Source organism: Aestuarium sp. (genome assembly GCF_023253315.1).
GTDB classification, from domain to species: Bacteria; Pseudomonadota; Alphaproteobacteria; order Rhodobacterales; family Rhodobacteraceae; genus Marivivens; species Marivivens donghaensis.
Genome location: NZ_JALRGW010000032.1, coordinates 1 through 22,459, shown reverse-complemented (window position 1 = coordinate 22,459; position 22,459 = coordinate 1). Strand labels below are relative to the sequence as shown.

Annotated in this window: 18 protein-coding genes, 1 tRNA gene and 4 pseudogenes; 13 read left to right on the top strand and 10 right to left on the bottom strand. The window is 57.2% G+C overall.

What is annotated here, in order from left to right; translation table 11 throughout:
* Nucleotides 1–75 precede the first annotated feature (75 nt).
* From AC1QQ2_RS12800 to AC1QQ2_RS12780, 5 genes and pseudogenes are all read left to right on the top strand, one after another.
* Nucleotides 76–693: pseudogene (locus AC1QQ2_RS12800) on the top strand (carbohydrate ABC transporter substrate-binding protein); the annotation flags it as partial.
* Between the two features lie 106 nt (nucleotides 694–799).
* Nucleotides 800–2,278: a glycerol kinase GlpK gene (gene glpK, locus AC1QQ2_RS12795; protein WP_479713420.1), complete on the top strand. Its 1,479-nt coding sequence runs from the start codon at nucleotides 800–802 to the stop codon at nucleotides 2,276–2,278.
* Between the two features lie 2 nt (nucleotides 2,279–2,280).
* Nucleotides 2,281–3,288, top strand: coding sequence for a class 1 fructose-bisphosphatase (locus AC1QQ2_RS12790; protein WP_479713419.1), 1,008 nt, complete (start codon nucleotides 2,281–2,283; stop codon nucleotides 3,286–3,288).
* A 14-nt stretch (nucleotides 3,289–3,302) separates the two neighbouring features.
* Complete coding sequence (fba, locus tag AC1QQ2_RS12785; RefSeq protein WP_479713418.1) at nucleotides 3,303–4,370, top strand: class II fructose-bisphosphate aldolase; 1,068 nt, start codon at nucleotides 3,303–3,305, stop codon at nucleotides 4,368–4,370.
* A complete protein-coding gene (locus AC1QQ2_RS12780; RefSeq protein ID WP_479713417.1) occupies nucleotides 4,367–5,506 on the top strand; it encodes an iron-containing alcohol dehydrogenase in 1,140 nt (379 codons plus the stop codon). The genes fba and AC1QQ2_RS12780 overlap by 4 nt, the downstream gene beginning before the upstream one ends.
* 601 nt (nucleotides 5,507–6,107) lie before the next feature.
* Here AC1QQ2_RS12780 and AC1QQ2_RS12775 read toward each other — a convergent pair.
* From AC1QQ2_RS12775 to phnD, 5 genes are all read right to left on the bottom strand, one after another.
* Nucleotides 6,108–6,992 carry an HAD-IIA family hydrolase gene (locus tag AC1QQ2_RS12775; RefSeq protein ID WP_479713421.1) on the bottom strand — a complete coding sequence of 295 codons (885 nt, stop codon included), beginning with the start codon at nucleotides 6,990–6,992 and terminating at the stop codon, nucleotides 6,108–6,110.
* Nucleotides 6,993–7,076: 84 nt separating this feature from the next.
* Nucleotides 7,077–7,874: a phosphonate ABC transporter, permease protein PhnE gene (gene phnE, locus AC1QQ2_RS12770; RefSeq protein ID WP_479713416.1), complete on the bottom strand. Its 798-nt coding sequence runs from the start codon at nucleotides 7,872–7,874 to the stop codon at nucleotides 7,077–7,079.
* Nucleotides 7,871–8,662 (bottom strand): phosphonate ABC transporter, permease protein PhnE, encoded by a 792-nt coding sequence (phnE, locus tag AC1QQ2_RS12765; protein ID WP_479713415.1) that lies wholly within the window; start codon nucleotides 8,660–8,662, stop codon nucleotides 7,871–7,873. Before phnE (AC1QQ2_RS12765) ends, phnE (AC1QQ2_RS12770) begins: the two co-directional genes overlap by 4 nt.
* Entirely contained in the window at nucleotides 8,659–9,432 is a 774-nt protein-coding gene (gene phnC, locus AC1QQ2_RS12760) for a phosphonate ABC transporter ATP-binding protein (protein ID WP_479713414.1), read from the bottom strand. The genes phnE (AC1QQ2_RS12765) and phnC overlap by 4 nt, the downstream gene beginning before the upstream one ends.
* A gap of 63 nt (nucleotides 9,433–9,495) precedes the next feature.
* Nucleotides 9,496–10,479 carry a phosphate/phosphite/phosphonate ABC transporter substrate-binding protein gene (gene phnD, locus AC1QQ2_RS12755; RefSeq protein ID WP_479713413.1) on the bottom strand — a complete coding sequence of 328 codons (984 nt, stop codon included), beginning with the start codon at nucleotides 10,477–10,479 and terminating at the stop codon, nucleotides 9,496–9,498.
* A 239-nt stretch (nucleotides 10,480–10,718) separates the two neighbouring features.
* Here phnD and AC1QQ2_RS12750 point away from each other — a divergent pair, with 239 nt between their 5' ends.
* Both AC1QQ2_RS12750 and AC1QQ2_RS12745 read left to right on the top strand, forming a co-directional pair.
* Entirely contained in the window at nucleotides 10,719–11,456 is a 738-nt protein-coding gene (locus tag AC1QQ2_RS12750) for a winged helix-turn-helix domain-containing protein (RefSeq protein ID WP_479713412.1), read from the top strand.
* A 4-nt stretch (nucleotides 11,457–11,460) separates the two neighbouring features.
* Entirely contained in the window at nucleotides 11,461–13,965 is a 2,505-nt protein-coding gene (locus AC1QQ2_RS12745; RefSeq protein ID WP_479713411.1) for a sensor histidine kinase, read from the top strand.
* A gap of 416 nt (nucleotides 13,966–14,381) precedes the next feature.
* Here the strand turns inward: AC1QQ2_RS12745 and AC1QQ2_RS12740 are convergent, their stop codons facing one another.
* The gene (locus AC1QQ2_RS12740) at nucleotides 14,382–14,981 is read right to left on the bottom strand and encodes a LysE family translocator (protein WP_479713410.1); all 600 of its coding nucleotides are present in this window, start codon (nucleotides 14,979–14,981) and stop codon (nucleotides 14,382–14,384) included.
* A 106-nt stretch (nucleotides 14,982–15,087) separates the two neighbouring features.
* Between AC1QQ2_RS12740 and AC1QQ2_RS12735 the strand changes: the two genes are divergently transcribed.
* Both AC1QQ2_RS12735 and AC1QQ2_RS12730 read left to right on the top strand, forming a co-directional pair.
* Nucleotides 15,088–15,534, top strand: coding sequence for an Lrp/AsnC family transcriptional regulator (locus tag AC1QQ2_RS12735; protein WP_479713409.1), 447 nt, complete (start codon nucleotides 15,088–15,090; stop codon nucleotides 15,532–15,534).
* A gap of 198 nt (nucleotides 15,535–15,732) precedes the next feature.
* A pseudogene (locus AC1QQ2_RS12730) lies at nucleotides 15,733–15,888 on the top strand (IS481 family transposase); the annotation flags it as partial.
* Nucleotides 15,889–16,502: 614 nt separating this feature from the next.
* On the opposite strand, the gene AC1QQ2_RS12725 reads toward AC1QQ2_RS12730, so the two are convergent.
* Nucleotides 16,503–17,996 (bottom strand): tyrosine-type recombinase/integrase, encoded by a 1,494-nt coding sequence (locus AC1QQ2_RS12725; RefSeq protein WP_479713408.1) that lies wholly within the window; start codon nucleotides 17,994–17,996, stop codon nucleotides 16,503–16,505.
* A 247-nt stretch (nucleotides 17,997–18,243) separates the two neighbouring features.
* A tRNA-Cys gene (locus tag AC1QQ2_RS12720) sits at nucleotides 18,244–18,317 on the bottom strand.
* A 140-nt stretch (nucleotides 18,318–18,457) separates the two neighbouring features.
* Between AC1QQ2_RS12720 and AC1QQ2_RS12715 the strand changes: the two genes are divergently transcribed.
* The 3 genes from AC1QQ2_RS12715 to AC1QQ2_RS12705 all read left to right on the top strand — a co-directional run bounded on the left by AC1QQ2_RS12715 (nucleotide 18,458) and on the right by AC1QQ2_RS12705 (nucleotide 21,277).
* The gene (locus tag AC1QQ2_RS12715; RefSeq protein WP_105235645.1) at nucleotides 18,458–19,111 is read left to right on the top strand and encodes a protein-L-isoaspartate O-methyltransferase family protein; all 654 of its coding nucleotides are present in this window, start codon (nucleotides 18,458–18,460) and stop codon (nucleotides 19,109–19,111) included.
* Nucleotides 19,112–19,169: 58 nt separating this feature from the next.
* The gene (locus AC1QQ2_RS12710) at nucleotides 19,170–20,534 is read left to right on the top strand and encodes a TolC family outer membrane protein (RefSeq protein ID WP_479713407.1); all 1,365 of its coding nucleotides are present in this window, start codon (nucleotides 19,170–19,172) and stop codon (nucleotides 20,532–20,534) included.
* 83 nt (nucleotides 20,535–20,617) lie between these two features.
* Nucleotides 20,618–21,277 (top strand): hypothetical protein, encoded by a 660-nt coding sequence (locus tag AC1QQ2_RS12705; RefSeq protein WP_479713406.1) that lies wholly within the window; start codon nucleotides 20,618–20,620, stop codon nucleotides 21,275–21,277.
* Here AC1QQ2_RS12705 and AC1QQ2_RS12700 read toward each other — a convergent pair.
* Together AC1QQ2_RS12700 and AC1QQ2_RS12695 are read right to left on the bottom strand one after the other, a co-directional pair.
* Nucleotides 21,262–22,032: pseudogene (locus AC1QQ2_RS12700) on the bottom strand (cobyric acid synthase); the annotation flags it as partial. The gene AC1QQ2_RS12705 and the pseudogene AC1QQ2_RS12700 sit on opposite strands and share 16 nt — an antisense overlap.
* A 54-nt stretch (nucleotides 22,033–22,086) precedes the next feature.
* Nucleotides 22,087–22,203 (bottom strand): annotated as a pseudogene (locus tag AC1QQ2_RS12695) (ABC transporter permease); the annotation flags it as partial.
* 24 nt (nucleotides 22,204–22,227) lie between these two features.
* Here AC1QQ2_RS12695 and AC1QQ2_RS12690 point away from each other — a divergent pair.
* The coding region (locus AC1QQ2_RS12690) for a hypothetical protein (protein ID WP_479713405.1) at nucleotides 22,228–22,459 on the top strand (232 nt) is incomplete at its 3' end.

Sequence of the window (22,459 nt, the reverse complement as noted above, 5' to 3'; positions counted from 1 at the left end):
TGAAGCCATCATACAAATGGATCAGAGGCCATATATGCACTAACTATAAACTTGGACCGGTCAAATGAGGCTGCTCACGAGGACGGTACGCCGAAATGGCGCATGGCCCCCAGCCCGCATGGCGTTTACTGGAAAGAAGGCCAGAAGGTCGGCTATCAGGACGCAGGCTCCTGGACGCTGATGCAATCCACCCCGGTGGATCGTGCGCAGGCCGCTTGGCTCTATGCTCAGTTCGTCACCTCCAAGACCGTGGACGTGAAGAAATCCCATGTGGGCCTGACTTTCATCCGTGAATCCACCGTGCAGCATGAAAGCTTCACCGAGCGTGCCGACAAACTCGGTGGTCTGGTTGAATTCTACCGTTCGCCCGCACGTGTCGCGTGGTCGCCCACCGGCACCAACGTTCCGGACTACCCGAAGCTGGCCCAGCTGTGGTGGCAGAACATCGGCGACGCGATGTCCGGTGCTAAGACTGCACAGGAAGCACTGGACAGCCTCTGCGCCGACCAGGAACGCGTTCTTGATCGTCTGGAGCGTGCCGGTATCCAGGGTGACATCGGTCCCAAGCTGAACGAAGAGCGTGATGCGGAATACTGGTTCGCCCAGCCCGGCGCGCCCTACGCCAAGCTTGAGAACGAAGATGAGGAGCCCCAGACCGTCAGTTACGATGAGCTGATCGCGTCCTGGCAGTAAGCCTTCCTCCCCGGTCGGGGCCTTACGGGGCCTCGACCAATTCAAACCCCGAACAAACTCCGCACCGGTTCGGTACATCGATACATCGCTTTGAGGAGAGGCGGTCATGACCCATATTCTGGCCATTGATCAAGGGACCACATCGACACGTGCGATTGTGTTTGACAGCGCGATGAAAGCCGTCGCCTCGGCGCAAGAAGAATTCCCCCAGCATTTCCCCGACAGCGGCTGGGTGGAGCATGATCCGGCGGATCTCTGGGCGACCACGGCGGCCACCTGCCGCGCGGCGATCGAGAAATCCGGCGGCGCAGAGATTGCCGCCATCGGCATCACCAACCAGCGCGAAACCACGCTGGTCTGGGACCGCAAGACCGGCAAACCCATCCATAACGCCATTGTCTGGCAAGACCGGCGCACCTCTTCCATGTGTCAGGCGCTCAAGGCAGATGGGTTCGAAGAGGAGGTGACTGATCGCACGGGGCTGTTGCTGGATCCGTATTTCAGCGGCACGAAACTGGCGTGGATACTGGACAACGTGGACGGTGCCCGCGCCCGTGCCGAGGCCGGGGAACTTGTCTTTGGCACGGTGGACACATGGCTGGTGTGGAACCTGACCGGCGGCACACAGCACCTGACCGATGCCACCAACGCCGCGCGCACCATGCTCTATGACATTCGCAAGGGGCGCTGGTCCCAGACCATCTGCGACCGGCTGAACATCCCCATGTCCATGCTGCCCGAGGTCCGCGACTGCGCTGCCGATTTCGGCGAGACACGCGCCGATCTCTTTGGCCGCCCGATCCCGATCCTGGGCATCGCGGGCGATCAGCAGGCCGCCACCGTGGGGCAGGCCTGTTTTGAACCGGGCATGCTGAAATCCACCTATGGCACGGGCTGTTTTGCGCTGATCAACACCGGCGATACGCCTGTGCGCTCGCAAAACCGGCTGCTCACCACAATTGCGTACCAGTTGGACGGCAAGCCGACCTATGCACTGGAGGGCTCGATCTTTATCGCGGGCGCCGTGGTGCAATGGCTGCGCGATGGGCTCAAGATCATCCGCGACGCGAAAGAGACGCAACCGCTGGCCGAAGCCGCCGATCCTGCGCAGAACGTGGTCCTGGTGCCTGCCTTTACCGGCCTGGGCGCGCCCTATTGGAATGCCGAATGTCGCGGCGCAGTGTTCGGGTTGACCCGCGGCTCCGGTCCCGAGGAACTGGCGCGTGCCGCGCTGGAGAGCGTCGGCTACCAGACCCGTGACCTGCTTGCCGCGATGCAGGCCGATATGGGCGGGGCAGGGGACGCAGTCCTGCGCGTAGACGGCGGCATGAGCGCCTCGGATTACACGATGCAGTTCCTCTCGGATATCATCGACGCCCGCGTGGACCGGCCCAAAGTGCTGGAAACCACCGCGCTTGGGGCGGCCTGGCTGGCGGGCAGCCGCGCGGGGCTATACCCCGACATGGACGGCTTTGCCGCGACATGGGCGCTGGAACGGAGTTTCGAGCCGTCGATGGCGGATGAGGACCGCGACCGGAAATATGCGGCATGGCAACGGGCCGTGACCGCGACGATGAGTTTCTGACCATGACTGAACCAATCACCTTGCGCCGCTTCCTGACCCGCTTCGCTGAGCCGGGCTGGCTTGATCCCAACCTCATTTTCCTGATCGAGGACATCGCCTCGGCCTGCCGGGTGATCGGCAATCGCCTGCGCAACGCGGCTTTCGAGGACAATCACGGCCTCGCCGGGGACACCAACGTTCAGGGCGAAGACCAAAAAAAACTCGACGTGATCGCCGACGAGGTCTTTGCCCGAATTTGCGAAAATTCGCCTCGCCTCGCCGCGCTGGTCAGCGAAGAGCGCGAAGATGCGGTCTGGATCAAGGACCCTGAAGCTGACGATTACCTGTTGTTTTACGATCCTCTTGATGGCTCGTCGAATATCGACGTCAACCTGTCGGTCGGCTCAATTTTTTCGATCTGCACCGTCGGGACGGACGGTGATCGCGACGTGCTCAAGGCGGGGCGCGCGCAGATTTGTTCCGGATATGCGATCTACGGCCCGACTATGATGCTGGTCCTGACCGTGGGCAGCGGCGTCCATGGGTTTTCCTGTGAATACGGCACTGGGGATTTCCGGCTGACCCATCCGAGAATGACAATTCCGGCAGAGACATCCGAATTTGCCATCAACGCCTCGCGCTATCGTTTGTGGGAGCCGCCGGTGCGGCAATACGTGGACGAATGCCTGGCTGGCAGCACAGGTCTGCGCGGGCGCGATTTCAACATGCGCTGGACCGCCTCCATGGTGGCGGAAGTACACCGCATCCTGATGCGCGGCGGCATTTTCCTCTATCCCGCTGACGACGGCAATCGCTCCGCCGGGGGCAAGCTGCGCCTGCTATACGAGGCAAGCCCCATGTCGCTTCTGGTGGAACAGGCGGGCGGCGCAGCCACGAATGGCCAGACTCGCATTCTCGATATCCAGCCGTCCGGCCACCACCAGCGTGTGCCCGTCATTCTTGGGTCAGCCGACGAGGTGAAGCGGTTGACCGACTATCATATTGCGGACCACACCCCCGCTGCTTCCTGATGAAAGGATAGGATATGGCTCTCGTTTCTCTGCGTCAGCTGCTCGATCACGCGGCTGAGCATGACTATGCGCTGCCCGCATTCAACGTGAACAACATGGAGCAGATGCTCGCCATCATGGCTGCGGCGGATGCCACCCAAAGCCCGGTCATCATGCAGGCCAGCCGTGGCGCGCGCGCCTTTGCCAATGACATCGTGCTGTCACACCTGATCCGCGCTGCGATTGAGCTTTACCCGCATATCCCGGTCTGCATGCATCAGGACCACGGCAACGCGCCCGCGACCTGCCTTTCTGCCATCACCAATGGGTTTTCCTCGGTCATGATGGACGGCTCTCTCAAAGCCGATGGCAAGACACCCACCACGTTCGACGAAAACGTCGCCGTGACCGCCAAGGTGGTAGAGATGGCGCATCTGGTGGGCGTGTCGGTCGAGGGTGAGATCGGGCATCTGGGATCGCTGGAAACCTTGCGGGGCGAAGCCGAGGACGGGCACGGGTTTGAAGGGGCGTTGTCACGCGAGCAATTGCTGACCGACCCGGAAGAAGCGGCCGAGTTCGTGCGGCTGACCGGCGTCGATGCGCTGGCCGTGGCAATCGGGACCTCTCATGGAGCCTATAAGTTCACCCGCAAACCGGATGGCGAGATCCTTGCAATAGATCGCCTGCGCGAAATCAATACCCGCTTGCCGGACACGCATCTGGTGATGCATGGCTCGTCTTCGGTGCCACAGGATTTGCAGGATATCATCAACGCACACGGCGGCGAGATCGCGCCGACATGGGGCGTGCCGGTCGAGGAAATCCAGCACGGCATCCGCTATGGCGTGCGCAAGGTCAATGTAGATACCGACCTGCGGCTAGCGCTGACCGGTGCGATCCGCACGGTCTTTGCCAAACATCCCGGTGAATTCGATCCACGCAAATACCTCGCCCCCGGGATCGAGGCCATGTCCGCCGTCTGTCGCGACCGGTTCGAGCAATTTGGCAGCGCTGGCCATGCGCCTCGAATCAAGCCCATTGCATTGTCTGAGATGGCCGCACGCTATGCAGGTGACGCGTTCGAAACCATTGCCGCCGCATGACAGGCTTTGCACTGACCGCTCCGAAGCGCACGATTTTTGGCCGAGACAGCCGTGCTAGCGCCGCGGCAGAGATTGCTGCGTTAGGCACGCGTGTATTGCTGGTCCGGGGGCAATCCGTGGCTTGGGTGGACACACTCTTAGACGCGCTGACCCGGTCCGGCTGTTGTCTGGAAACCGTGATTTCATCCGGCGAGCCGGATTTGGACGCTGTCCGGCAAGCCGTCAGCGTGGCCAAGGTTCAAAGAGCGGATTGCGTTGTGGCCGTCGGGGGTGGAGCCGCAATTGATTTGGGCAAAGCAGTTGCAGGATTGTGCCTCAGCGAGGGAGATGTCGTGGAGTATCTGGAAATGGGCGACACGCCCTCCCGGGAACTGAACGATCCTCTGCCATTCGTCGCAATTCCGACAACCGCGGGAACCGGAGCTGAAGCGACACGCAACGCGGTCATAGGCGTTCCCGAACGCCAAGCCAAGATCAGCCTGCGCGACCCACGTCTGGTGCCTGAGCTTGCTCTTGTGGACCCCGCCCTGACCGATGGTTCACCCAAGGGGCTGACACTGGCCAGCGGCCTTGACGCGGTCACCCAGCTTATCGAAAGCTATCTGTGCAACCGGGCCAATCCGGTAACGGACGCTCTGTGCGCGGCTAACATCCGTCCAGCCGTGGCCGCATTACACAGGCTAATGAGGTGTGAAGACGCCAAAGCCCGAGACGCGTTGGCCCTTGCGAGCTTTCTCAGCGGAATAGCCTTGGCGAATTCCGGATTGGGGATTATTCATGGTCTCGCTTCTGTCATCGGCGGGCGGGGCGCGGCCCATGGGGCAATCTGCGGACGCCTTCTGGCCTCCGGACTGATCGTGAATGCCGAAGCCGCGACGCGCCTATCCGCGGACATTGCGCGGTTTGAAAAAGTGGACGGGTGGTTGGCCGATGGCCTCGGCGCCCCCGACGGTAGCGGAGCATCTGCCCTGCATTGCTTTGTCGAGTCCAATGGATTGCCATGCCTGTGCGATTTGGGCATTGCCGAGGCCGAATTCGATAGTATCGCAAAGCTGAGTGCGCATGCATCATCCACCAAAGCCAATCCTGTTCCTCTTGAGCACGAAGAAATCTGCCGCATCTTGCGATCTGCCTGAACGATTGGACAAAAAAGCAACTCGTGAATGCTCGCATAGGTATGACTGTTATCCCGATCTGCTTCACAGGTCAGCTCAACATTCGAAACCCATTTCATACCGAATTCACCGTGAAGGATGACTTGCCCGACGAACGCTTCCAAAAAACGGTGATATTATCTACCTGATATCAATGTCTGCTTTGACGATTCACTCGAAAACACCCTGCGAAGCAGCAAATGTCGGCTTCCCGCCCTTTTGGCAGGTGATAATTTCGGCCCATTGCGGACTTTCGTGCGATCCGCGACGAGAGCCGCTGCGAGCCCACACCTCCCTAGACTGCAACTGCAGAATGCTGCCCATGCAGAAAACCTAATGCTTTCGGAACGGCGCATTACTGCCATTCGGATTCTTGCTTATCGAGTAACGCACAATCTCAAAGCCGCCATCCGTTAAGAAACGTAGCACCGATGAAACTCTAATCAACAGTTACCGCGCCGCTGGTGTTCAGATCTAGTTTTGAAGGCATAGAAGGGAGCAGTTTTCGAGAACGAAAACTTTGCGTGACGTGATCTGGCAACGAATATTTGAAGTCTTGTGGTATAGCGTAATGCACCGAGACCTAGATGCGACAAAGGAACCAATCGGCGAATAGGCCCGCACGCCTAACGAAAGGCCGTGCGTCGTGGCCAGCAAATAGCCCGTCTTGCGTGACCAGAACCGTGCGCCATCCCCGTGCTGCGGCCCCCAGTATATCCGTGTGAAGCGTATCTCCACACATCGCAATCCGGTTCTTTGCAGTATGTGGGAGTGAGGCCTCAACTAGATCATAAACTTCGGGAAAGGGTTTGCCGAAAAAGCGCACATGCTCAGGGAACGCGTCTGCGATCTCGTGGCCAAAATACCCCGGCTCGACGGAAAACCCGTCGTCACGGGGCGCGGCCAGATCAGCGTTGGCGATCAACAGTGGCCGTGCGTTACGCTGCATGGCGGCTTCCAGCAACTCCTGTTGTGACGCAGTCCAATCCGCCGCCGAAAGGAATAGAAACTGGTCCACCCGATCATAGTCCGCGGGAGTGTCCGTCAATCGCGTCACGCTGTGTGGCAAATCGCCGAGCGGGTCTGCATCGGCGGCGATCACGCCCCAGTGTCCTACACCCATCGCATCTAGGGCGGCTTGCCGGCTTGTGATGATCTCATAATCCTCGACCCGCAGGCCCAGACGTTTGAATTTGGCGATTGCACCGCTGCGGTCATAGCTGGCGGCGTTGGTCAGGATACGAATGGCGCAGCCTCGCGCGCGAAGTTGATCAAGGCGCATATCCGCGCCGGGGATCAGCGTTTCGCCGACATTTAGCACACCGAAGGCATCGAAGACGAAGGCGTCGACTTGATCTGTGATATCCAGCAGCGAGGTGATGTCGAGCGTGCCCGGCTGTGTCGTGACTTGTGGGAGCCGTGGGCGGATCTCTTCATAGCGGTCGAAAATCCGTTGAGTGGTCAACAAAGCGTCTGGCTTGGTCACGGGGTCTGTCCTTTGGGCGGGGAAAAACATCAGGGCCGCTGGATGATCCAGCGGCCCTGACAGCTATTACAGAAGCTTCTTGCGCAGCGCGGATGAGATGACCTCGCCTGCGATGACAAGGGCAAGGATCGTCAGCAGGACCATCGAAACTTCTTGCCATTGGAAGGTATCAATTGCGCCTTGCAGAATGATCCCGATGCCCCCTGCCCCGACAAGACCAAGAACTGTGGATTCACGCAGGTTGATATCCCAACGAAGGATGCTGATCGCAAAGAACGCGGGCATCACCTGTGGCACGATCCCGTACATCACAACCTTGAACCGCGACGCGCCGCAGGCTTCCAGCGCCTCGACCGGAGCGGGATCGATTTCCTCAATCGCTTCGCCCAGAAGTTTGCCGAGGAACCCGATTGATCGGAACATGATCGCAATGATCCCAGCGATGATGCCCGGCCCGAAGATGGCCACAAACAGCAGCGCCCAGATAATCGTGTTGACCGACCGCGACGACACCAGAATAAACCGCCCGATCCACAGGCAGACGACATTTGGTGTCGTGTTCTGCGCCGAGATATATGCGACGGGCAGCGACAGGATGACCGCGATCATCGTGGCGATTGTGGCGATGTTGATGGTTTGCCACGTGGCCTCAAGGATCGACGGCAAATTGGTCGGGTCCGGTGGCACCATACGGGCAAACAGATCGACCAACTGGATCGGCGCGTCCCAGACCCATTCCCAGATCACATCGATACTGCCCAAGGCCCAGACCACGACCAGCGTGACAGCCAGCAACGCGACATAGCGTTTCATCCGCTGGGCGGGCGTAAACCGCGCCCATTCGTGTGTGAGTGTCTGTGTCATGTCATCCGCTTTCTGATCATGCCGCTGACGGCTTCGGAAATCAGGATTGCCCCGACGATGACCATCGTGATCGCAAGCGCGAAGTCGTAGTCATAGCGCCCGAACGCATTGGCAAGGGTCGCCCCGATGCCACCCGCGCCGACGATGCCGACCACGGCAGAGGCGCGCAGGTTACTATCCAGCTGATAGATACCAAGCCCCACAAGACGCGGCATGATCTGCGGCAAGATCGCGTAGGTCATCGTGCTGAAGAATGACGCCCCGACCGAGCGCATCGCCTCGACCTGACCGAAATCGATCTCTTCGATCCGTTCGGCGAGCAGTTTGGCGACAAACCCGATGGAATAAACTGTCAGCGTCAGCGCTCCAGCCAAGGGGCCAAAGCCCACGGCCTTCACAAAGATGATTGCGACGATCACGGGGTGAAAGCTGCGCGCGAGAATGAACGTGCCACGCCCGATCAGATAGACAGGCTTGGGCGAGATATTGCGCGCCGCCATGAACGCCAGTGGAACCGACAGGATCATCCCCAGCGTGGTGGCAAGGATCGCGATTTTCAGGCTTTCCATGAAGCCCGAAATCAACAGGCCGGATCGTTCAAAGCTGGGCGGAAACGCCCCGCTAAAGATGCGCTGCGCCCGTGTCAGGCCTTGTGCTGTGCGTTCCCAGTCAATGGGCAACGTGGCAATGGTCCCGATCACATAGACTGCGACGGCGATGTAAACCACCCAGCGCACTGCGGGCGATTTTATGAACGGCGGTTTGCGCCAGACGGTTTGGGTGGTCATGCGACGGCACCCATTTCCTGACGGTCCTCGGACGGGGTGCCCGCATAGATTTCATCCATCTGGGCTGCGTCCAGTGCGGCAGGCTTGTCATCAAAAATGATCCGCCCGTAGCGCATCCCGACGATCCGGTCGCTATATTCTTTGGCTTCGGTCACGTTGTGGATGTTGATGATGACAGGCAGGTTCAATTCGCGTGCAAGGTCGCGCAGCAGCGACATGATCTGTTCGGATGTTTTCGGGTCGAGCGAGGCCGTAGGCTCATCCGCCAGCAGAATTTCAGGGCGCTGCATCAGAGCACGAACGACGCCCACACGCTGGCGTTCACCGCCCGAAAGCTCGTCGGCGCGTTTGTCGGCGTATTGGGCGATGCCCACACGTTCCATCAATTCGAACGCGCGTTCGATGTCTTCGGTAGGATAGCGGCGCGTGACGGCGGCCCAGGTTGAAATGTAGCCCAATCGGCCGGATTGCACGTTTTCCATAACGCTCAACCGATCTACTAGATTGAAGCTTTGGAACACCATGCCCACACGACGACGCGCCTTGCGCAATTCCTTCGCGCCCAGCGTCGTAAAATCGGTGCCGTTCAACTTGATGCTGCCCGATGTAGGTTCGACCAAACGGTTCACACAGCGCAAAAGCGTGCTTTTGCCCGCGCCGGACGATCCGATGATCGACATCAGCTGTTCGCCTTCAACCGACAGGTTCAGATCCTTCAGGACAGGCGCACCTTTCCCGTATCTTTTCACAAGATTCTTAATTTCTAGCATGTTGCCTCTCAGATGCGCGTGCCACCCCGACCCAAAGGTCGGAGTGGCCGTGTGCAGGGGGGATTAATTGTCGGCGAGGCCCTGTGGCGTGTATTCGACGCCATTGAAGGCCTGAATTTCACGGATCACAGCCCATTGATCCTGATAGGTGATCGGGATGAATTTGCTAACGCCTTCGAATTCGTCACCCAATGCGGTGCCTTCGAATTCAAACGAGAAGAACGCCTCTTTGATGGTGTTGGCCAGCTCTGGGTCCAAATCGTGTGCCAATGTGAAAGACGTCGTCGGGAACGGATCGCTTTCCCAGATTTTGCGCACGTCGGCGGTGTCATAAAGACCGCGTTCCGCCATGCGGTCCACCACTTCGGATGCCACGGGGGCTGCGTCGTAGTCGCCTGCGACAACACCCAACATGGATTGATCGTGCGACCCGGAGTAGACGACTTCGTAGTCTTCATCAGGGATCACACCAAGTCCAGGGAACAAGGCGCGCGGCGCTTGGTTGCCGGAGTTTGATGTGGGCGAAGTGTGTGCAACGCGCATGCCAGCAAGATCGGAAACCTCTTGGATTTCGCTATCAGCCTGCGTGAACACCTGCAGTCGATAACCGAACTGACCGTCCTCGGCCCCCATAATTGCAAACGGCACGGCACCTGCCAAGTTCACAGCAAACGGTGTCGGCCCTGTCGAAAAGCCCGCGATATGCAGACGGCCAGAGCGCATCGCCTCTACCTCGGCAGAATTTGATTCCACCGCAAAGAACTGCACATCTTTGCCTGTCGCATCTTCGAGGTGCGCAATAAACGGCGCCCAGATGTCGGCGTAAACGGCGGGGTCTTCGACGGGCGTATAGGCGAACACCAAGGTGTTCGGGTCGTTAAACTCAGCCGGATCTGTCGGCGCATCGGCCACAAGATCGCCGTTTGCATCACAGTAGAGCGCATCAAGCGCACCGCGTTCGGCGCACTCTTGGGCGGCGGCAGCAGTTACACTGCCAAGCACCAGCAGACTTGCAGCCATAGCTGCATTGGTCACTTTAAAAGTCATTTAGATCTCTCCCCAGTTTTCTTTCGCACTCCGGTAGGGTCCTCCAACCGCTACCCTGCGATTTGATCAGCCTATGTGCATCGCATAGGCCGGCGCGAGGGCGCCTGTGTTAACACTCAGTTACAGTGGATGGTTTTAATGTTAACAATATTACAAGCGATACCTTCGCACTGTCTTTTCCTTTAAACACCACGCAGGTTAGGCAAAACTTGCACAACGCTGTATTGGGGAGGAACAAGGTGACGCTCGAAAACCAAACCCAAGATCAATCGCCGCCCGTCGTCGCAATCGTAGATGACGATCAAGAGGTGCGCGAGACCCTGTGCGAGTTGCTATCCGGCAGCGGTTTTACCCCGATTGCCTGCGAGGGCAGCACCGATTTCCACGCGCTTGGCGAACCGCCTGCCGTTGATCTGGCAATCATTGATCTGCGGCTGCGTGGCGAATCCGGTTTGGATTTGGCGGTACAGATCGGCGCGCGGTATGCCTTACCTATCGTGATGCTGACAGGTGTCGGGGACGAAATCGACAAAATCATCGGCCTTGAAACAGGTGCCGATGATTACCTGATGAAGCCCTTCAACCCGCGTGAACTGGTTGCGCGCATTCGGTCGGTCTTGCGTCGGTACGGCCATGGCGTGAACCGTGCGCCATCCCTGCCCGAACACACGATTGTCTTCGGACACAAACAACTTGATCTACAAAGCCGCATCCTGCTTGACCACGCGGGCCATGAAATCCCCCTAACGAACGGCGAATATCGTTTGCTTGAATATTTGGCCCGCAACCCATCGCGGGTGATCTCCCGACCCGAACTTTTGTCGGAGCTGGGGTCGGATATGGAACGCTATGTGGACCGCACGATTGATGTGCTGATCCTGCGCCTGCGCCGCAAGATCGAGGACACACCGTCAAAGCCCGTGCATTTGCAGACTCGAAGATCACAGGGCTATTTCTTCAAGCTGGAAGCGGGTTAGAGCTATGCGGCCCGCAATCCACACGCCCAGCGTCAAGGCACGGCTTTCAATTGCGATCCTGACGCTCTGTGCTGTGACACTGATCATCTCCGCGATCAGCCTTTTGCTTCTGCGCAATGCGGAAAACTGGCTCGATACGATCCACCGCGACACGCTGTCCGAGGTGTCCCAAGCGCTGGAGCTGTCGCGGAACGCGGCTGACCTTGCAACCGCCGCGCCGTTTCTTTTGACGGTTCAAGTGCCCTATCAAAGACAAGTGGATGCAGACGCCATCCTCCAAACCATCGTGCAATTGGAAAACCTGTCCACAGGCACAGATGACTTAACGCTGCCCCTTGCGCGGATCCGCCTCGCCATTGCCAACCTTCTGCGCGTGTCATTGCCACAAAGCATGTTGCAGGCCGACATTTCACAGGTCGATGTCGATCTGGCCCGCCTGCAAGACCGATTTCAGCGGCAAGCCGATGCGACCGAGTCATCACTGGATGATCGGCTCGCTTGGGCCGCCTTGGGCCGTCTTGCCAGCGACGCCCGCCGCGTGACCCGTGCGCAGGAGATCATCGAAGTCGGAGAGATAAACCGACGCTACAACCGCAGTCGCGCATCGCTTCCGAATGTCGAAATTGCGACGCAAGGTTTGCGTGAAATCGAGGCGATACTAACGCGCCCCACAACCGATCTATTCCAGCTTAAATACCAATCTCTCACCGCCGCGCTAGATGCGGAAAACGCGCTGTTTCGCATCCGCCAGCTTTCCAGCGATATCAACGTCTATGCGACGTCGCGGGTCGAAACGGCGCAGGAACGGCTGCGGGTGGCGCGGATGCAAACCTCGCGCGATCTAAAGTTGGCACAGACTGGCGTGGCGCTGCTGGCGCTGTTCAGTGCCTGTGTTGCAGTAATCTCGTCGCTGTTCGTATCGCGCTATGTGACGCGCAATCTGCGTCTCGTGGCGGACGGGATGCGACAACTTGCGGCGGGCGATCATTCTGTCACCGTGCCGACCAAAAATGCGACGGATGACGAGATTGGTCAGTTGTTTCATGCTTTTGGCGTATTTCGATCTAATGCGCGCAAACTGGATCGACGGACAGCGCAAATAACCCGCCAGAACACGCTATTTTCCAGCGTCTTCAGCGGCATCAAGGATGGCATTGCGATCCTTACACCGCAAGGCGAGATTGAAGCGGTGAATGACAAAGTGTGCGCACTCTTGAACATTCCGCAAGCCACCCCCGCAAAATCGATGCAAGACCTGTTCGAGCTGTCGGCCTTTCATCTGCAAAATGGGCCAGATGATCGCGGTGGGTATGATGAATACACCAACCCCATGGGCGACGTTATTGAAGTGCGTTCTTCTCTTTTGCCCGATGGTCGAACCGTCTGGCTGTTATCCGAGGCCACAGAACGTAAGCGCATCGAAGACCGGCTAGAAGAAATTCGCCGCGTTGAAGCACTCGGAAAGGTGACAGGCGAAGTTGCCCATGACTTTGGGAATATCCTATCAACGATCTCCGGCAACCTTCATCTATTGGAAACATCCAACGCAACTGGAGCGCCGTTCCGTCTCGGGCGGATCAGGACCGCGGTGGATTTGGGCGTGTCCCTGACGGAACGTCTAGTAGCGTTCGCCCGCAAACAACACCTTGAACCAGAGCGGGTCGATCTAGGTTCGTTGGTCGAGGGAATGCAGGATTTGTTGGACATCGCCCTGCCCGAAACGGTGGCTCTTCATCTGGATCTGGGTGAAGACCCGCTGCATGTTTCGCTCGACCCCGGTCAGCTTGAAAGCGCGTTGCTTAATGTCTGTATGAACGCCGCACAGGCCATGCCCGATGCAGGCAATATTTGGATCACCCTGACGTCGCAGGACGGTCACGCTCTCCTGTCGATCAAGGACGACGGTATCGGCATGACAGAAGAAACCCGCCGCCATGCATTTGAACCTTTCTATACGGCCCGACCGAACGGAGAAGGCACAGGACTGGGCCTATCGATGGTATACGGTTTCGTAACCCAATCTGGCGGAAATATCGAAATTCGCTCAGCCATGGGGCAAGGCACAACCATCGTTATTCGTGTCCCGATTCTGGACACGCCACCGGTCGCCAAGCCCAAGATACCTTTAGCAGGTACGGCAATCGTTGTTGATGACAATCGGGAAACGGCGGCTGCCTTAAAGGTCACCCTCGCGACACTCGGGTTCGATACATTGGTTGCCACAAACTATTCGGAAGCGCAAAAAATCGTCGAACAAACACCAGAAATAACACTATTGGTTTCCGATCTAAATCTAGACCATGGGCATTCAGGTGTGCAATTGATCCAAGCAACCCTAGAACGTAACCCGTTGGCATTTGCCATTTTGATATCATCGCGCCTGCCTGCCCAAGTCCCTGTGATCAAGAAGTTTCGCAACCGTTTCGAAATGCTCCCGAAACCCGTCGATAATACTGATCTGATTCATTCCGTGACCGACGCGCGTAGACGAATAGTAGAACTTACTTAATACTCCAGTTCGGCAGCACGGAAGACGGCCAACCTCCAGAATGTCCGCTTTTCCATTAGGAGGCTCGTCTCAAGCTTTTGAAGCGAATGTCTGCTTCCCGCTCGGCCTTACGGCGCGTTCTCGTAAACAGCGAAAGTTCGCGCTTGCGGCGAAAGGCAACTTTGTCCCGCATACCCGACCTCCGCAGTCGCTGCCATGCTGCACAAGGCATGAATGACAGCACTGTGGAAGCTGCACCGCGGCGATGTTTGATCCGACGAACGGCAGCAATGGGCCGAAATCATCTCCTGCCAAAAGGGCGGATTGCGGTCATTCGCCTTGGCTGACGCCAACGATCGAGTTGCAGGGTTTCGGGCTCCAGCACTATGACCAACTCACTCGAACTTAATTCGAGCCGAGCTTGGCAATGCTCATGTTTAGAATTCAAGACCTAGTACGGGATAAAGCGAAGCCACCAGAAAGGCTGCCATGGTTAGGTTAAATATCCTGAGCCGAGCAGCGTTCGATAGCCATTGGCGGACTACAGTTCCGAGCCATGCCCAAACCGAAATCGCCGGAAAGCAGACCAGCGCAAACGCTCCGGCTACGATGACGACGGACAACAGTGAGCGGTCGGGCGCGTAGAGCGTGATGGCGGAAAGGCACATGGCCCAAGCCTTGGGGTTCACCCACTGGAAAGTGGCCGCCTGAACAAAGGTCATTGGACGACTGTCTGCGCCGCGCTCCTCGATCGGAGCGGCCGTCGCGATCTTGAGTGCGAGCCAGAGCAGGTAGCCGACAGAAAGAACTTTCAGCACTAGGTTCAGCGTGGGCACCGCGTCGAACAGTGCCATCAACCCCGCACCAATTAAAAGAGCCATAACCGATACGCCCCCTGTGATGCCAAGCATGTGCGGCAGAGTCCGACGGAAGCCGAAGTTCGCACCAGACGCCATCAGCATGAGATTGTTTGGCCCCGGGGTGACAGTCGCGACAAATGCGAAGCCCAGAAGGGCGGTCAGGATAGCGAGTGTCATCAAGTGTGCCTCTTGTATTCTCTTTGAGCAATAATAGTGGGAATTGGTCGCAACATGTGATCTAATATACTATTATTGAACGAAATTTCACAACGATTGACCACTGATGGATGCTTTAGACACTAAAATATTGCGTGAACTTCAACGTGACGGGCGCATAAGCAACGTCGCTCTGGCTGAACGTGTTAATCTGTCTCCCTCGGCCTGCCTACGACGGGTTCAGGAGCTAGAAAGAACCGGTGTAATCCGCGGCTACCGGGTCGTGACCAATCCCGAGCGCATGGGGCGAGGCTTCGCCGCCTATGTCATGGTCGGACTGTCCTCTCATACTAAGGCAGCGCAGGAAGGTTTTGAACGCGCTATGTCAGTCGCGCCAGAAGTCGTCGAATGCCATAACATCGCAGGGGCGTTCGAGTATCTCCTCCGCGTAGAGAGTGCCGATCTCTCAGCATACAAGAGATTCCACACGGAGGTCTTGGGCACTCAATCCCATGTAAACGCAATCACGTCCTACATCGTGATGGGTTCATCCACAGACGAGCGCGCGACTTAAAACGAACAAACGACAGGTCCTTGGTCATAAGCCCCTGTGCGCGCATGAACGAACGGGTTGGGCGCGCGTGAACAAGACCTTCGTCGCACCGGGTTCGACAGGCAGCTTTGGGCCGAGATCGTTAATATGGCCATTCAAACGGTAAGAAAGGTTTGTTGCGACGCCGCATGTCCGCTTCGAGCTCATACCTGCAATCTGAATTATCCGGGGACCAATGGCCAAGTAGGACGCATGAACCGCCCCATCAAGGATGTAACGCTAAAGTACTACCACTACGAAAACCACAAACAGTTGTGCAGCCATCTGGCCAACTTTCTGGATGCGTATAACTTTGCCCGCAGATTGAAGGCGCTTAACTATCCCAATGTCACCATAAAACGCATTCCACAAACAACGGAATTAAGATATGCTAAACCCAGTTTGATGGAGATGGTGTTTCCACATCGAATCGTGAGTCCGATTATGCCGTATTCAAAAAAGACCATAATCATTGCTGAAACTGATGCTCATAATCAGTTATGTGGCCTTTGGATTTCGCGTCACAAAGACAGAGTCCGCTTCATGACGACTGAAGATATGTTGTCGTTATCGCTTAAGGATATGGTCGTTTCAGGCGCTCCAATAGACGATATAGAAACTTGGATCAAATCACGCATTCAAACCGCAGAACATGCGCATTGAACAACAGACAACCCGTTGGTCAGACTTGTCTGAAGTAACACAAATCGATTTGCGCGAAGAATACTCTCGCGATCCCGCTTGTCTGTTTGACATATGTTCAATGGATAAAAAGATTGAAAGTTTCTCTAGATGGCTGGCCGAGCGGGACGTGATATTCACTATCGATGATTTACCAACCAAATCAGGTTAATGAAGTTTTGAGCCTCTCTCACTGAACCTGAGCAGCCTCATTTGACCGGTCCAATTTTATAGTTAGTGCGTATCGCAGCGAATGACCGCTTGCCGCCCTATTCACCAAGTATACGCGTTAAACCATCTTCACTGAGCCGTTCCGCCTCAAATGCCGTCAACGCCCGTAGACGCAGCTCCTCGCTTGGATCATACCCCGCACGAGACACACCAAGCGCGATCAACAGGGCGCTTTCACTGAGCTTACCTGCATCAAAAAGATCAAACGCTTTTGCTGCCGCAGATAGGGCAGGGGCTAGGTCAGTCTTGCTGGGCTTAGCAACAACGGGATCAGGTTCAGCAGGTGATAGCTCCTGCTCTTGTTGAGCCACTGTGTTTCGACGCTCAAGCTGCTCGTTCCGTAAATCGCGGCCTGAGTGTAGCCCTGGGTTCATAAAGGGCGATAGCTTGCTGTAAAACCGGTCTAGTACGCCTGTGCTGTTGCCCATTTGCCGGCTGAGCACATGCGTACTCACGCCGCGCTGTAAATCCAATGTCGCGTAAAAGTGCCGCCAGCTGTACAGAGTGCGTTTCTTGCCATCTGCCCCGTAGACCAGCCCAAGCTTTTCTAGGAGCTTTTCAAAATTGCGCGAGAGATTGGCCCGTGCAACGCGCTGTCCAAGTGGTGTGACAAACACATAGTCATCCAGCTTGGCTTCCAGCACATCGTTCAAACTCATGACTTTTAGCTTGGGGTTCATTTCCACTTGGCGTTCAAATGGACGTATGGCGCGATCTCGGGCCACCAATGGGCGCTGACCTGTCTTGCCGTCTACATAGAGCCCTAGATAGGTCTGATCATCTTCACGCAGCCACAGCAGGTTCTTCCATTTGAGATCTAGAGCTTCAGTCCCGTGCCGCATGCCCGTGTTGGCAAGGATAAGCACATAGTTTCGCAGTACTTCGCGTGTACCAGCCGTAATGGGTTTGTCTGTGAGTTTATGGAACTCCCGCAGCTCTTCATAGATCATGCGGTACTCTTCACGTGTAAAGCTGCCCCGACTTTTGGTCTTTATGCCGTCATTGATCGGCTTTGGACGTATAGCATGGGTGATCCAGCCACGTTGCTCTGCTTCATCCAACACACGGTTCAAAGCTGTATTGTGCGTATTGATGGTGCTGTGGTGCGCTTTGCGTCCCAGCTTTTCCGTGCGCCACTTGCCAAAATCTACCAGTGCCTTGGCATCAATGCTGGAGACATCATGGCCGCCAAAATAGGGCACAAGGTATTTGTCGATGGCGGTGATGTAGTCTTTGAACACTATGTGCCCGCCGCCCGCATCTAACTCTTCCTGCATGCGATCCCGCGCAAACTCGGCCACACGCTTAAACTTGCGAGTGCTCTGGGGCAGGTTGTTCTTGGCGCGATCCTCAGCGGTGTAGAAGAACTTCATCGCAATATCAGTTGCGCGATTGACGTCTTCAGTTTTTGTCGAGAAGCGGTGCCACGAACCGTCAGCCAGTTTGACGCGCGCCTGCCATTTGGCGCTGCGTTGTCGCTTGTCCAAGCGCACGTATTCGCTGATGCGGATGGTTTGGGCATCCTGTGACATGAGCACAGCATACAGCTCACACGGGCTTAGGAAAACTCTGCAGATTTAGTATCAGAAAAATCTTGAGCTTTTGTGTGTGGCACACAGCAATTGAGTTCAAAACGGGCTCAAACTGCCGCCGACTCAGCCGAGGCTCAAAACGCTCTGTTCAACACAGCAAACACACTCAGTTTGTGGTGTGTATAGTGTGTATCAAGTGTGTATCGCTATTTTGGGGTGTAAAAATCAGCTAAGTGATTGATTTTATTGGAGGCGAGTAGGAGAATCGAACTCCTGTACACGGATTTGCAATCCGCTGCGTCACCACTCCGCCAACTCGCCGCCAGTGGTGTGGGTGATCTATACAACTTCATTCGGGGGTGCAAGCATGTGCTTTCGTGGAATCTTTACCTTTCCGCCGTTGATCGTTCGGGGTAGATATGGCAAGACCCCAATTGGAACTGAACGAAAGAGTTTAGACCGTGGCAGATTATACCACCCGCCGGACCATGATGGTCGACACCCAAGTACGTCCCTCGGACGTGACAAAATTCCCGATCATCGACGCGATGCTATCGGTTCCACGTGAGGCATTCGTGCCCTCCACCATGCGTGAGGCCGCCTATATTGGCGAAAACCTCGATATTGGTGGCGGTCGTGTGCTCTTGGAGCCGCGCACATTGGCAAAGATGCTCGATGTTTTGGACATTAAACCGACCGAAGTGATCCTCGATATCGCGCCAGGTCTGGGCTACTCCACCGCTGTTCTCGCGCACATGGCCGAGTTCGTGATCGGCGTCGAAGACGACGAATCCCGCGCGGAAGAGGCTCAATCGATTCTCTCTGAGCAGGGCATTGATAACGCGGCGATCATCTCGGGCGCTCTGGCTGAGGGTGCTGCAAAGTCTGGCCCTTACGATGTCATCATCCTGCAAGGCGCTGTCGAAGTGCTGCCTGATTCTCTGCTCGCGCAGTTGAAAGACGGTGGTCGCATCGTATCTATCTTTGCAGAAGGCGATCTGGGCGTTGTCCGTATTGGTTACAAAATGGACCAACGGATTAACTGGCGTATGGCGTTTAACGCTGGCGCGCCTGTTTTGACTGGGTTCGCTAAGAAAGCAGAATTCGCCCTTTGACAATTTGCCGCGATTTCGGCGGTTGCGCGAAGAGGCCCAAAAGCATAAAGGAATTGTTATGTTTCGAAAAACTTTTGCCTCTGCGGCCGCCGTCGTCGCGCTGATTGTTACCTCTCCCGCTGCCTTTGCTGAAACGCTGGGTGGCGCGCTGGTTTCGGCGTATAATTCCAGTGGTCTATTGGACCAAAACCGCGCGGTCCTGCGTGCTGCCGACGAAGATGTCGCCTCTGCTATGGCCTCGCTGCGTCCTACATTGTCCTATAGCGCGAACGCGACGCATTCGCCGGACAATTCTGGTGCTGAGTATTGGACCGAAACCTACAGCCTGATTTCGCAACTGACCCTGTATCAAGGTGGCGCGAACAAGCTAGCACTCGATGCGAGCAAAGAGCTTGTATTAGGTGCCCGCGAAGACCTCGTTGCAGCAGAGCAAAACGTTCTGCTCTCTGCGATTTCCGCTTATCTGGGTGTGCGCACCGCGCAAGAATTCGTAAACCTGCGTCAATCGAACGTCCGCGTGCTGTCCGAAGAACTGCGTGCCGCGCAGGACCGTTTCAGCGTGGGTGAAGTCACCCGCACCGACGTGTCGCTGGCTGAGGCACAGCTTGCCTCGGCTCGCAGCCTTTTGGCCGTCGCGCAGGGTGATCTGATCCAAGCCCAAGAACAATACCGTGTCGCCGTTGGCACCCCACCTGTTTCGCTGCAAAGCGCACCGCGTGCGGATGTTGGAATGACGCAAGACGCGGCAACCGAATACGCGCTGCGTGCGCACCCGTCGATCCTTTCGGTCCAGCACGCGATTGCGGCGGCTGAACTGGGTGTTCGCATCGCTCAAGCGTCGAACATGCCTTCCGTTGATCTGAGCGCGTCCTTTACTGAACGCCGCGTCGATGGTGGCAGCTTTAACGACAGCACCTCTTATGGCGTGTCGGTCTCTGGTCCGATCTACGCAGGTGGCGCGATCTCGAGCGCGGTCCGCAAGGCAAATGCGCAACGCGATCAGGCGCGTGCGGGTCTGCATCTGACAACGCTGAGTGTTGAGCAGGGCGTGACAAATGCGTTCTCGAACTACCGTGCGGCTGTGGCGGCGTCGGATGCCTATCGTCAGGGCGTTGCGGCAGCGCAGCTTGCCTTTGATGGTGTCCGCGAAGAGGCCGCCGCTGGGTCGCGCACAACGATTGACGTGCTGAACGCCGAACAATCTTTGCTCGATGCACGGGCGAACTTGGTTCAGGCAAACGCCAATGTCGTTCTGGCCAGCTACAACATTCTCTACGCAACGGGTCTTTTGACGGCAGAGCATTTGAACCTGCCTGTGACCCAGTATGATGTTGAGGGCCATTACAACATGGTTGCAAACGCGCCCATCCGTTCCTCGGCCCAAGGCCGTGCGCTCGACCGCGTTTTGCAGGCGCTGGAATAATTTACCCAGCCAAGCGCGTCGTGTCGGTTGTCTGAGAGCGTAGCTTTCGTTACACTCACCGTTGAGTGAGCAGGAAAATCGTTATGTCTGACCAACGCGCAAATGTAGAGATCGAAGATGTCCTATCTTCTATCCGCCGTCTGGTGTCGGATAACGAGTGGTCGGCGCAGCCCGCGCCGCACTCCGTTCCCGAAGACGTGGCAGAGCCTGACCATTTCGATCCGCAGCCCGAAAAATTCGTTCTGACGCCTGCATTGCGCGTGGTTGAACCTGCGCCCGCGCCGGTCAAAGAGGCCCCGCAAGAGGGCTCTGCGATGACAGAACTGGAACAGATGATTGCTGAGTTGGAGCAAGCCGTTACCAAATCAGAGCATCAGGATTGGGAACCCGAAGGCGATAACGTCGAAGATCTGATCGACACGCCCGAACCGTTCCCATCGCTGCGCAGCGCGACCATCGACGATGCTGATGTTCTGACCGCTGATTTGCAGGGTGAACCCACCGCGCAAGACGACGATCAAGTCGTGGCGAGCGATGATCCCGATCTATCGGACCTCGATGGTCAGATCGACGAATATCTCGACGGTGGTGCCCTCATTGATGAGGACAAACTGCGCCAGATGGTGACAGAGATTGTGCGCTCTGAACTTCAGGGGGCATTGGGCGAACGGATCACGCGCAACGTGCGCAAGCTGGTCCGTCGTGAGATTTATCGCGTCCTGTCGTCTCAGGAATTCGAATAAACAACGGGCGCGGCCAGTTCGGCCACCATATCCACATCCAAATGCGTTTCCATGTGTTCGGCTAATGCGTCCAAAGCATCCTCTACGCTTTGGTCATAGTGCGCCTCGGAACGGATGCCAAAGCTGCGCAGGTATTCGGCGCGGAAGCCATCAGCGGCAAACAGCCCGTGGATATAGCAGCCTTGAACGAGGCCATTCTGGCTCTGCGCGCCTTCGCCGCGTCCATCCAGCGTCAGCCATGCGCGTTCGCGATCTGGTCCGTCGGTTTCGCCGATGTGGATTTCATAGCCAGAGACAGGCTCGCCGCTTTCGATATGGCGGGCGTTTGAGAGGGTGAGGCGCTTGTGCGGCTTCATCTCTGTGACCACATCCAGATGACCGAGGCCCGCAACGCGCGAGGGTACGCCTTCAATCCCGTCATCATCGCGAATTTCACGGCCAAGCATCTGATACCCGCCACAAATCCCCAGCACACGACCACCGCGGCGGATATGGGCTTGCAGGTCAATATCCCAGCCCTGGGCGCGGAAATGCGCAAGGTCAGCGATGGTCGATTTGCTCCCTGGGATGAGAACGAGGTCGGCATCTGCAGGTAGGGGGCGGCCAGCCTCAACGATCTCAACGGTCACGTTGGGTTCAGCAGAGAGCGGGTCGAGGTCGTCGAAATTCGCGATCCGATTGAGGCGCGGCACTGCGATTTTGAACGCGCCACCGGGACGACCCTTGAGGTCCATCACGTCCTCGGCGGGCAGACGCTCCCAGATCTGTTCGCCCACGTTGCGATCGCTTGCATAGGACGTGAGTTCACCGGTGAAGATCTGCTTCATCATCGTCACGTACTGGACCGGCAGTGGCTGGTCGAGGCCGAGGTCGGCGTTGACCCGGGCGATCAGGTCCGGGTCGGCGTTCTTGCCGGCGATGCGCATGCGTCAGTCAATGTCGCGCATCCCATGCCGCAACGTCGTCGGAAACAATCCGCCCCGGCGCGCATCGCGCCCGCGCCGCGCGACGACGGCGAGGTTGATGACGACGCGAGCGATGGCGTCACCGTCATCGACGACGCCGACGAGCGCGCGGCGGCGAGCAAGCGGGCGAAAAGGATGCCAGCGCCGGTGATGATGTTTTCTCGACCGTTGCGACGCCGCGAGCGCGCGCCCGAGGGCGTGGTGGAGCTCGGACGGT